The organism is Candidatus Aegiribacteria sp., assembly GCA_021108005.1.
In the GTDB taxonomy this organism is placed as follows: domain Bacteria; phylum Fermentibacterota; class Fermentibacteria; order Fermentibacterales; family JCC-6; genus Aegiribacteria.
Map to the genome: position 1 here is coordinate 1 of JAIORS010000029.1, position 11,698 is coordinate 11,698.

The window sequence follows — 11,698 nt, forward strand, 5'->3', positions numbered from 1 at the left end:
CCTCATCGGTCAGATGAATTGAAACCGAAGTGTAAGCCATGCTTCCTCCTTGATGCGTATATAACAGACCCATCAAATATATCACATAGCATTAACTATTGCAAGTAGGTACTAGTATAGCCTGTCGTATCCTGCTTGTTCGTCGTACAATGGTCATTCAGTTTGCTGAGTTCCCTGTAGTTATCGAGTGCTTTCCCTGAAAAGAAGCATGAGTCTTCTGTATTCATGCGCGAGTATTTTCCTGTTTCTGAGATTCTTTATGTTCTTCATGCCGATATGAAAAACGTCCCTTGCTGTCTCAGGCTGTTTCATGCGATTCACCGCCAGATTCATGATCCTCATATATACTTCGAGCCTCTGCGGATCTCTTGGTATCATTTCTTTCAACAGATCAAGAGCTTCTTCGTACCTGCCTTCCATTATTCTCGCTTCAGGCATGCTGAACATCAGATTGATCTCCGGATTACTGGACTTTGGAAAGAATATCGCGCCTAAAGGATTCGTAATCAGCATGGAAAGAGGTTCCCCCATAAAACAAGCCGACAGAGCGAGCGGAAATACAGCAAACAACGATACGGGATAACCTTTCTTGAACATTATTAAACTTACTACGAAAAAGGGCAGCGCGATCAGGAATCGTTTCAGAAGCAGTTTCAGAGCATCCGATTTATCGCTCAATCCTGAATCCTCCTCAGCGGTTTCTGCCCTGTTAGAACAAGCCAGAGCAGAGCATAGAACCAGGAAACCTTCTTCCAGCCTGTCAGGTGTTTCAGGTTCAGCAGAGTGGGCACTTTCCGTCCAATTCTGAGTTTTTCCAGTATATCGTCTCCGCCGCTGACATTCTTGTTGAGGACACTAACTACTTTTCCGGGAACCGGGGCTCGCAAGTCATCGGCGGCAACAGCAAGAGCAGATGCAATTGCTCCATTCAATCTGGTTTCATAGGCATTCAGCGCGAACTTATCCCAGCTGCCCGCTTCAGAAACCTTCCTGCACAGCAGGCAGATATCCACCCACCATACAGGTCTTATGCTGCTATTCGTAAGCATATGAATAAGTACCAAAAGCAAAGCGTTATGCCAGGCGAAACCCGTCAAACCAGGTTCCAGAAGCCTGCCGTTCTCAAACAGGTCGGCTGGAAGCTTTCCGGGAAATGTCGCAGGGAAATAGAATATGTGAGTGTGCAGCTCAGCCATTGTGCCGTACCTGTACATCTTCATCTCAGACACGATGCCTGAAGAGAAAATACCGTCCCCGGGAGACCCTCTTGACCAGCCGCACTGATCAAAAACCTTCAGAATTCTTTGCCGATCCTCTATTTTCAGGAACAGATCGGCATCACACATCGGCCTTCCTCCGGGAAAAGGGTACACGCTTCTGGCCAGATCAAAACCTTTAACAGCCCACAGTCTGATACCCTCTTTTGAGATACTCTCAAGAACGGGACGCAATATCTCTTCCCTGCGGAACCATTCTGCTGCTGTGAAAAGGCTGATCTTCCCTTGTCCCGTCTCCTTCGCCAGAAGAGGGGAAAGTCCATGGGTTCTGCCTGGATCAGGTCCAGCGTACGCTCCGGACACTCCCCCGGACAGGAGCCATCTGCACGCAGCTATTGTTATCGGGTCTGGCAGCGCTGCTTTTTTCATATTGCTTAATTGATACATCCCTGATTTGTGTTTCACCAGCCTTCTCTTGATTTCTACCGAGCAGGCTTTATAGATTAGTCTTATGAAAAGCGAAAACGACAGTAAAAAAATCATGCTGGGAAGAGCTGTCTCTTTTGTCTGGAAGAGCAGCCCGGGACTTACCATCGCCAATCTCCTGCTGACTCTTCTTCAGGGCTTACTTCCACTGATTCCGCTTTACCTGATGAAACTCCTCATAGATTCAGTTGAGGAGGTTATTTCCGGAGTGGAGGCTGCTTCATTTGGTCATATTGGTCTGCTCATAGGTATCATGGGCGGTGTCGCGCTTCTGATGTCTGCCGTAAAAGCCATCGCCGGGATTGTTGAGCAGACCCAGTCCAGGGTCGTTACAGATTACATGCAGGATGTCCTACACGAAAAATCTATCGGTATTGACCTCGCTTACTATGAGGATTCGCGTTTCTACGATACTCTTCACAGGGCACAGAGCGAAGCTCCCTTCAGGCCAACGAGCATTGTCAACGGTCTTATAAAGACGTTCCAGAACTGTGTTTCTTTGCTGGCCATGGTCGGCCTGCTGCTGTCTTTCCACTGGATCGTTGCCGTTATCCTTCTTGCCGCCGCGCTGCCTGGAGTGTTCGTGAAGCTGAAGTTCTCGAAAATATCATGGAAGTGGCAAAGAAAGAGAACGGAAACCGAACGCAGGGCATGGTACAAGCACTGGCTGATAACTTCTGTCGGGCATGCCAAGGAGCTTCGGCTGTTCGGCCTGGGCGAACACTTCAGAAAAAGATACCGGGATCTAAGAACCATCCTCAGGGAAGAGATGCTCGGTATAGCAAGAAGGAAAGCTGCAGCCGACCTTGCCACTCAGGCTGTGGCAACTGTGCTGGTTTACGGGTCACTCGCTTTTATCGCATGGCAGGCATTCCGCAGTTTCATCACAATAGGCGGCATGGTGATGTATTTCCAGGCCTTTCAAAAGGGACTCGGATATCTCAAGGGAATGCTTGGCAGCCTTGCCGGACTTTACGAGGGAAATTTATTTCTCTCCAATCTTTTCGATTTCCTTGATATCAAGCCTTCAGTTGTTAATCCTCCGGAACCGAAGCCATTTCCCTCACCAATCAGCAGGGGAATTGACTTTAATCATGTGAATTTCTGTTATCCGTCCGGCAGCAGCAAAGCGCTTGATGACATCTCGCTTAACATCAGGCAGGGGGAGATGCTCGCCCTGGTCGGAGAGAACGGCTCCGGGAAAACAACCCTTGTTAAACTTCTTTGCAGGCTTTACGACCCTGACACAGGCTTTATAAGTGTAGACGGAACACCGATAAGAGATTTTAAAATTGAGGATCATCGAGACAACATCAGTGTGACCTTCCAGGATTATGCCAGATACCACCTTACAGCCGGGCAGAACATCAGCCTGGGCGATATTCAGCACACTTACGATGAAACCGCCATCCGGAGGGCGGCAGTTACAGCGGGGACCGATGACCTCATCTCGAATTTGCCGGACGGTTACAATACGGTGCTTGGCAGATGGTTCAAGGGCGGCAAGGAACTTTCCATAGGCGAATGGCAGAAGATAGCCCTTGCCAGAGCTTTCATACGGAATTCTCCGATTGTTATTCTCGATGAGCCAACCAGCGCATTGGACGCGAAATCAGAGCTGGATGTGTTCATAAAATTCAGAGAACTCGTCCGTGGAAAAACTTCTGTGGTGATATCACACAGATTCTCAACGGTAAGAATGGCTGACAGAATCGCTGTAATGCACAAAGGCAGAATAGTCGAACAGGGAACCCATGAAGAACTCATGGCGAAAAAGGGCAAATACCACGAAATGTACACTATTCAGGCAAGCGCCTATAACTGAGAAGCTCCCTTCATTTCTCTTCCCTTGCGTCAACATCGCGTAAGCTTCCGATTCCGTTAGCTTTCAGGAAAGCCCTGTAGCATCCTCTCCAGCCGGGTTCCAGAAGAGTCTTCATAATCCAATGTTCCTTTTGTTGACCTGGAATGGTTCAATGTAGTATCGTTTTTAGTATGAAAATGTTGTGTAAGGATTAAAGTGCGGTATGGGTTGAAATCAACCTTCCCGTTGCGTTAACAGATACTATTCGAATTGCGGAGAGGTTATCATGATGAAAAAAGGTCCAATTGCTGTTTCCATTCTCCTTGCGGCTCTAGGAACAGCAGCGGGAAAGACTCCGGAGAATCTGATAATTGATTCCCATGGGGCCGGTGAGTTAAGTGAAACCGATGCGGCCAACAGGCCTGTTCTCAGCGGATCCGAACAGATCCTTAATTCTCCCGGAGGTCATTTTAAGATCCACTGGACGGATTCAGGCTCCGATTCCGTAAGTTACGCCTATGCCTTGAGTATCGCCATTGCAGCGGATTCTTCCTGGCAGGTACAATGTAATGAGATGGGGTTTTTCCAACCACCACCGGATAACGGTATCGGCGGAGACGACCTCTACGACATTTACATTGTAAGCCTTTCCGGCGAAGTTACGGGATATACTTCTTGCTTCGGGGAATACCACCCGCCGGATTCAACTCATGACTGTTCGGCAAGTTATATCGTTGTACACAGTTCCATCCCCGATGCGGATCAGAGAAACTGCGTTGTGGCACATGAGTTCCAGCACGCCATTCAGATTTCCTACGATTACAATGAAGCTGGCTGGTTCATGGAGAACTGCGCTGTGTGGATGACCGAAATGGTCTACCCGGATGCGGACGATTATCTTGGCATTATAAGTTCCGGTGACAATGCCCTCAGAACCCCATGGCTTGACATCAGATCCTACAGCCACGGTGGTTTTCCCTGGGCATGGATGATGTGGGACAGATGGGGCTACGAGTCCGTCCGCAGTGTCTGGGAATACTGCGCATCCGAAGGAGGCAACAACATGTTCGGAGCACATGAGAGCATGTTTACCGACCATGGGATAACTTTCGAGGAGTTCTTCATGGACTACGGTGCATGGCGATGGTTCACGGCGGACAATTGGTTCGATGGCTGCGGCATGTACAATCCGGAGGCATCAACCTGGCTTCCGGGTCCCGTGGTCCTGCCCTGTCACGATGTCACAAGCCTTCCCTTCACAGGGGACCAGACTGCAGACTCTCCCCCTGAACGGTACGGTATTCACTGGATAAGAGTGGACCTTTCGAATTATCAGGATAACTGGATAATGATGAACTTCAACGGGCGCGATTATTTCGAGTGGAACATGGGTGTCATAATGCAGAACCTGTCCGGACAGCTCTATTTCGAATGGTTCGATTGCGATCCATCAACCGGTGATCTGGAGCTGGTACTGGAAGCGAATGGTTGGGATTACTTCATATACTTCCCCGCTTTTATGGATATTACATCACTCGATCATCTATATGAGATATCAATACTCCTAAACAATGGAATAGAAGGCTCTTCAGTAGTTGAAGACCAATTGAATCTGAGAGTATCTTCCAATCCCATGCCAGCCAGAGGCAGCGTGACCTTCAGCTTGCCGGAGTCAGGCAGCGTACTTCTGCAGATTTATGACTTAAGCGGCAGGAAAGCGGCAACCATTGTGCATGGTGAGATGGATGCTGGAATACATACGGTCCCTCTGGATGTTCCCGATCTCTCCCCGGGAACGTACTTCGTGGTGCTCTTCTCCGGAGACAGCATGGCCGGGGAACGGGTGGTCATCTTAAGGAATGAACCGTAGTGCGGACATGAATCAACATCTACTTATCTTCACGTGCGTCAACATCGTATAAGCTTCTGATTCCGTTGGCTTTCAGGAAAGCCCTGTAGCATCCTCTCCAGCTGGGCGCAAGGAGGGTTTTCTGTATCTGCTGGGTAATGCCCGGGCAGCCACCATTGCAGTATTTCACCCATTCGCAGTCAGTGCACGTGGATATCTCAGATAGCTGTACTACATACCTGTCTCTGACCTCTTTTATTACCGGACTGTTCCTCCAGACATCCAGCATGTCATCGGCGAGCATGTTACCCATAGTAAGATCGTGCAGCATGGAACATGGAACTATCGACCCATCGTGCAGAATTCCGAATTTATTGAACACGCCTCCGCAGGATGACAGGAACCCCATTTTCCATCCGCTGATACTCTGGCCTGTACGTCTTGCATCCTCCATCTCCCTGTACATTCTCAATTTAGCTAGCGGCCCGGCGTTGGCGGTGATTCGTCCGGGATACTTTTTCTGAAGTTTCTCAAGCATCAGCCCTACTCGAAGAGTATCCACGTGATCCAGAGCGACTTCGTCCTCATATGTGCACCCCGCGCCAATTGGTGAAGCCTCGTTATTCGTAAAGGATGGCAGGCCGATTTCATCAAGCAGCAGTTCTGCGATGTCTTCAAGGTCATCCATGTTGTGCTTGCTGATTGTAACCCGTACCGTAGCTGGAAATCTGTTTCTAACAAGTAGCTTTAGCCCGCGAGTTGCCCTGCCGAAACTCCCGGGGCGGCTCAGGTTGTGCACTTCAGGACATGAGCCATCTATCGATACCTGTATGCTGTCGAGACGGAGACGTCTTTTTCCAACACTGAAAGCGGTTATGGTTTTTTCGTCAATTAGCGTACCGTTTGTGAGAATACTGTATCGCATCCTGTTCTCGATGATTGAATCGACGAGTTCGAAAATGTCAGGCCTTGTGAATACTTCACCACCGGTAAGTGTAACTCGCATCACCTTAGCTTTTCCCAGCTTGCTTACAATCCTCTTCCATTCCTCGGTTGACAGGTCTGACAGAGCAACCATTTCATCAGAATAGAAACAGTATCTGCATTTGAGATTGCATTTACCGGTTATCGAAATATCAACCGATGAAGGGGCAGCGGCATGTTTTGGAACTGAGAAATCACTATTCTCCAATGAATCCTTCTTTCCAGCTGGCAGGCTTTCTGGCTGTAATGTTACTTACTTATTAAAGAACTCTTCTATACGGTCAAACGCCTTATCAATCACATTTTCGGGCACGCAAAAAGACATTCGAATGTGATTCTCTCCGGTCGGGCCAAATGCGATACCCGGAGTTACAGATACTTTTGCCTCTCTTAAAAGCTCCTTCGCGAAATGCAAAGAACCCTGATCTATAGAGCTGTGAAGAACCTTCGGAAACATCAGATATGAGCCCTGTGGTCTCTGGTAACTGAAAAATTCTTGAAAACCGTCGAGTCTATCGCACATAAGGTTTCTGGCTGAAAGATATTTACTCCTGAACGTTTCCACGCAATCCTGAGGGCCGTTCAATGCAGCAATAGCGGCATATTGGGAAACGACAGGTGCGCAAATAGCCAGAGGGATATGTGCTTTCTGAATCTGAGGGATTATGCTTTTATCCGCATTAAGGTAACCTATACGCCATCCTGTCATCGCGTACGTTTTCGTAAAAGTAAAGCAGCTTATCACATTCTTTTTCAACTCCGGTACGGAACCGATAGCGAAGTGCTCCGCATTATCGTATACAAAATATTCGTAAGCCTCATCAGTAATTATGAACAGGTTGTTTTGAAGAGCGATTTCTCCCAATTCCAGAAGTGTGCTTTTTAAGAATACTGCTCCTGTGGGATTCGCAGGGCTGCACAGTAGAATTGCCTTTGTTTTATCCGTAATTTTACTGCGAACCGCTTCGGGATCCAGAGAAAAACCTTCTTCTTCGACTACAGGCACATAAACCGGTTTAGCCGATGCAAGCTGAACATGTCTGGCGTGCGTGGAATACGTAGGTGTAGGAAGAATTACTTCGTCTCCGGGGTCGACAACAGCCAGAACTGCAGCGGCAAGCCCTTCTATCGCGCCCACTGTCACAATGATCTCGGATATATCGGTATTGATACCGTTATCCTTTGCAAGTTTCCGGCAGATTGCATTTCTCAGTTCAGGCAACCCCATGCTCGGTGAGTAACCACCCGTCAGTCCGTCTCCGATTGCCTTGATTGTGGCTTCTCTGATAAACTCAGGAGTATCGGATGTCGGCTTGGCCCATGAGAGAAAAGCTACATCGTCATATTGCGATGAAAGTCTGGTCATTTCGTGTATCGCGGACTTTGAAATTTCCTTTACTCGATGTGATATTCGTGATTCCATCTTCATCTTTCTCATATCCTTTTTTAAATGAAAGCTAAGAACATTGATAACATATCATTCAATAGAATTACAGGCACCGGTATTGTTTCAATCAAAGTTGCTGGGAATACAACGCTTTGAAATGCCAGCGGATGCTATCCTATCCTAGTCAGAGGATGCTCACTATCAGAGCTCCCCAGACCGTGAGAAGTACGTTTCCTATGGCGTAAGGTACAGTATACCCTATAACAGAAATTGAGCTGTTGGAATCCTCCTTAACCGAATTCAATGCGGCAGTACATGTTCCCGCCCCCGTCATGGCCCCCAGTAGAAGAACAGGATTCAGCTTCAGGGCGTACAGGCCAAAAATCCATGTAAGCACATGGGGAATGATCGTAAGACACGCTCCGGCAAAGAAAATGTTTATTCCTGCCTGCTGCAGGGCCGCTACAGCTCTCGGACCGGCTGAAATACCCACGCAAGCTATGAACAGGTTAAGCCCCAGGTTAGTGAATATCCACTGAGTTGGCACCGGTATGCTCCCCCATGTAGGCCTTGTAGATCTCAGCCAGCCAAAGAATATCCCGGAGACAAGTACCCCGCCTCCAACTCCCAGGGTCACGGGAACGCCTCCTATATTGATCGCCAGCAGTCCGACAAGAGTACCGGCTATAATGCCGATTCCTACTGTAACCAGATCGGTGATACTCGATTCCCGCTCCGGATATCCGATGACATTAACAAGTCTTTCAACATCCGGCCTGTTACCGATAACCCTCATGACATCTCCTGTGTACAGTTTTAAATTGGGACCAAGCGGAAGATCGTGTCCCTGACGTGAAATACCATGTATAAAGCATCCCTGTCCATATCTGCTGAATATCTCATTGAAGGTTTTACCATCGAGCTTTTTGTTTGTCAGACAGATTCCAAGGATTTCCCCAATCATTTCCCTTATGTACTTGTCATCTACTTCAGGGCCTATAACATCGCATGCTTTAAAAATAAGTCTTCGATAACCTGTGAGAACAACAACATCTCCCTTTTCAAGCCGGAGATCATCTTCAATCTTTTTGATTATCCTGTTCCCTCTTTTTAACATGTCTATCGCGACATAATTAGGGAATTTCGATTGAATCTCTGCAATCGTGCTGCCGATTGCTTCCTGGTTTTCCACGCTGTATGCCCTCGGCATTACAAGATTTGACCAGTGAAAAGCTTCAACGGTATCCCCCGCTTCCGCTGAACCAAGTTCCGCTTCCGCCTTTCTAGCTTCCGCGGGAAGATCGAACTTCCAGAGTTTCGCAAGTACTTTGAGCAGTACAATCAGTCCGGCAGTACCGAAAATGTATGTAACGGCATAAGCAACTGCCACATCCGATTTCAGGTTCATGTTGGAGGTTACTTCCTGATTGGCAAGATGAAGGATGGCTCCGTCGGCTGTACCGATCACGGAGGATTGAGTAAGGGCTCCTCCAAGCATCCCGCCCCCGTATCCAGCGTTAAGCCCGAAAGCTTTTGCAAGCAGTATCGCGGCAACCAGCGCAATAACGCAGAAGAAGACCGTTGTAAGAACGTATTTCATCCCTCCGCGTTTGAGTCCGCTGACAAAATCAGGGCCCACTCTGTAACCGATGGCGAAGATGAAGAACCCGAACGAAATAGTCTTGATAAGGCCTAGATCGTACTCCTTGTTCTTAAGTACCAGCGCTCCTATTACGATGGCTGCGAGCAGAACACTTGTGGTGGAACCAAGAGAGAATGTACCGAATTTCACCTTTCCAAGGGCATATCCGGCAGCCAGCGCCGCAAAAATTATCAGAGATGGATTATGCTGAAGGAATGTAACCAGTGCATTCATCTGGTTTTCTCCCATTCCTTTTTATACTCATCCAGCAAATCACTTATTCCTTTGCCTATTACCGCGTAATCAGCCTTGAACAGGTTGGCGAGAGAAACCCTTACCGACATTTCAGGAGCGTCAAAACCGCCGCCGTCCATCAGTACGATTCCTTTCTCCGCAGCCAGTCTCCAGACGAAGTCAATAGGTTCGTGGGCTTTTTCCATCCAGTTGCTGAATTCTTTCCCAAATCTCTCACGGGCAAGTTTCTTGATATCGATGGTCGTATAGTAGCATGCGTAAAATGGAAGTTCCGGCCCCTTCGTTCCCAGAGCATTGTAAAGGGTTTCGTACCTCTCATGAATAAGGTCCTGCATTTCCTTTCGGTATAGACGGCTATCGCTGTCCAACAATTCCTGAAGTGAGAAAAACACCATCATTACCTGCTGTGGCGTTGAAAGGCCGGCAGTATGGTTCAGGGCAACAGCGCGGCTATCGGCAACGAGCCTGTCAATCAGTTTGATTTTCGATGGTTCTGTTGAGATGGTTTTGTACCTTTCGTTCAGTTCGTTTTTCTTCTTCTCCGGAAGGGCGGCTATCATCTCGTCCAGTATGTTATCTTCGTAGATACCTATGACTCCGAGCCTCCAGCCAGTCGCTCCAAAATACTTGGAGTAGGAATAGACCAGAATCGTATTTCTCGGAGCTATCGCCACCAGTGATTTGAAACCGTTCACAAAGGTCGCGTAGACATCGTCTGTCAGAAGTATAAGATCCTTCCGTTTAGTCTTAACCAGTTCCGCCAGCTTCACAAGACTTCTGTCCGCCATACTGACCGAAGCAGGATTCGATGGATTCACAATGAAGAAGGCCTTTATGGAAGGATCAGCGAGTTTATCCAGTTCTTCATCAGGATACTGCCAGTTATCGTTTTCGTCCTGCTGAACTTCGATCTCAACCAGCTGATAATCGTTTAGTACCGGTATTTCAATGTATGGAGTAAAAATCGGGGTTCCAATAGCTATTTTATCTCCGGGGTGAATAAGACCGTTTTCCTTTAGTGTATTGAAAACATAGGTCATTGCGGCGGTCCCGCCCTCGGTAACGAAAAGATCCATCGTTCCCTCTGGCGGATCGTCATCGCACATTGTGTTATTCAAGTAGGCCCTTACTACCTCCTGCGTATTCATAAGTACCCTGTCCGGAGTAGGATAGTGATCACCAAGAAGAGCATCAACCATCTCCCCTACAAAGGAATCGCCGTCAAGATCCAGCTTTCCGGTGACATAGCCGAATGCATCCCTGAGAAATTCCGCTCCATTCCTTTCGGCATGGATACCGCAGAATTCAAGGAAACGGTTTGCTATTCCTTTTGAGTCCGGCGCTCCGGCCAGCCCGGGGCGGCTCAATACCCTGTGTGCCTCCTGCAACGCAAAAGACCCGAACAGGAAATAGGCTTCCCTTGGCTGTACAGCAACCCAGTTCGGGTTGCCTCTTCCGGCATTGAGCATCATCTTTATCTGTGGACTCTGAGACATGGATATAAGCTTGTCTTTCAATTCAAAGGGGCTGAGGGATTCGTACTGCTTCTCCGTTTTTGCTCTGTCCATTTTCATGCCTTTCACAAGTTATTACCGTCACCGCTTAGATACGGCAGAAGTCAGAATCATATAAGGAATTTCTTCGTTTACTCATACATTTAATAATATCCTATCAGCTAATAAGATGTCAAGAACACTCTGTGGTATTGCTAAGGATGTACCCCGGAAGTAGATTCCGAAGTAAGTTTTGTTCGCAGTTTAATGAAGAAAATTTCTCATATGCAGATATACTGCTGGAGGCTGCTATGGTAACTGTAAGACCGTTCAAAGGACTTCGACCCGCAAAGGAACTTGCCGATAAAATCGCTTCTCCGCCTTACGACGTTCTGGATTCAGACGAAGCCCGTACAATCGTTAAGGAGAATCCTCTAAGTTTTCTCAGGGTTGTCAAACCGGAAGTCGACCTTGACCCATCAGTTGACCTGTACGACACGAAGGTCTACGAACAGGGAGCGTTCAATCTCCGCCACCTGATGGAACACGGAGAAATGATCCAGGAAAATAAACCTAAGTTC

9 protein-coding genes are annotated in these 11,698 nt (G+C 47.9%); 3 read left to right on the forward strand and 6 right to left on the reverse strand.

Going from position 1 to position 11,698, the window contains the following annotated elements:
• Positions 1-180: 180 nt before the first annotated feature.
• On the reverse strand, positions 181-678 hold the full coding sequence (locus tag K8S15_02135) for a tetratricopeptide repeat protein (GenBank protein MCD4774832.1): 498 nt from the start codon (positions 676-678) through the stop codon (positions 181-183).
• Positions 675-1,682 carry a nucleotidyltransferase family protein gene (locus K8S15_02140; protein MCD4774833.1) on the reverse strand — a complete coding sequence of 336 codons (1,008 nt, stop codon included), beginning with the start codon at positions 1,680-1,682 and terminating at the stop codon, positions 675-677. The genes K8S15_02135 and K8S15_02140 overlap by 4 nt, the downstream gene beginning before the upstream one ends.
• 46 nt (positions 1,683-1,728) lie before the next feature.
• Between K8S15_02140 and K8S15_02145 the strand changes: the two genes are divergently transcribed.
• Both K8S15_02145 and K8S15_02150 read left to right on the forward strand, forming a co-directional pair.
• Complete coding sequence (locus tag K8S15_02145; GenBank protein ID MCD4774834.1) at positions 1,729-3,528, forward strand: ABC transporter ATP-binding protein/permease; 1,800 nt, start codon at positions 1,729-1,731, stop codon at positions 3,526-3,528.
• Positions 3,529-3,793: 265 nt separating this feature from the next.
• A complete protein-coding gene (locus tag K8S15_02150; protein MCD4774835.1) occupies positions 3,794-5,377 on the forward strand; it encodes a T9SS type A sorting domain-containing protein in 1,584 nt (527 codons plus the stop codon).
• 19 nt (positions 5,378-5,396) lie between these two features.
• On the opposite strand, the gene K8S15_02155 is transcribed toward K8S15_02150, so the two are convergent.
• From K8S15_02155 to K8S15_02170, 4 genes are all read right to left on the reverse strand, one after another.
• Positions 5,397-6,548, reverse strand: coding sequence for a radical SAM protein (locus K8S15_02155; GenBank protein MCD4774836.1), 1,152 nt, complete (start codon positions 6,546-6,548; stop codon positions 5,397-5,399).
• A gap of 45 nt (positions 6,549-6,593) precedes the next feature.
• Positions 6,594-7,763, reverse strand: coding sequence for a pyridoxal phosphate-dependent aminotransferase (locus tag K8S15_02160; protein MCD4774837.1), 1,170 nt, complete (start codon positions 7,761-7,763; stop codon positions 6,594-6,596).
• A 148-nt stretch (positions 7,764-7,911) separates the two neighbouring features.
• A complete protein-coding gene (locus tag K8S15_02165; GenBank protein ID MCD4774838.1) occupies positions 7,912-9,603 on the reverse strand; it encodes an aspartate-alanine antiporter in 1,692 nt (563 codons plus the stop codon).
• Positions 9,600-11,192 carry a bifunctional aspartate transaminase/aspartate 4-decarboxylase gene (locus K8S15_02170; GenBank protein MCD4774839.1) on the reverse strand — a complete coding sequence of 531 codons (1,593 nt, stop codon included), beginning with the start codon at positions 11,190-11,192 and terminating at the stop codon, positions 9,600-9,602. Before K8S15_02170 ends, K8S15_02165 begins: the two co-directional genes overlap by 4 nt.
• Positions 11,193-11,428: 236 nt before the next feature.
• On the opposite strand from K8S15_02170, the gene K8S15_02175 reads away from it, so the two are divergent.
• The coding region (locus K8S15_02175) for a DUF1015 domain-containing protein (GenBank protein ID MCD4774840.1) at positions 11,429-11,698 on the forward strand (270 nt) is incomplete at its 3' end.

Bases quoted from the DNA above. Each gene is read 5' to 3' on its own strand.
- K8S15_02145 (MCD4774834.1), top strand. From the start codon at position 1,729: ATGAAAAGCGAAAACGACAGTAAAAAAATCATGCTGGGAAGAGCTGTC.
- K8S15_02150 (MCD4774835.1), top strand. From the start codon at position 3,794: ATGATGAAAAAAGGTCCAATTGCTGTTTCCATTCTCCTTGCGGCTCTA.
- K8S15_02160 (MCD4774837.1), bottom strand. From the start codon at position 7,763: ATGGAATCACGAATATCACATCGAGTAAAGGAAATTTCAAAGTCCGCG.
- K8S15_02165 (MCD4774838.1), bottom strand. From the start codon at position 9,603: ATGAATGCACTGGTTACATTCCTTCAGCATAATCCATCTCTGATAATT.
- K8S15_02170 (MCD4774839.1), bottom strand. From the start codon at position 11,192: ATGGACAGAGCAAAAACGGAGAAGCAGTACGAATCCCTCAGCCCCTTT.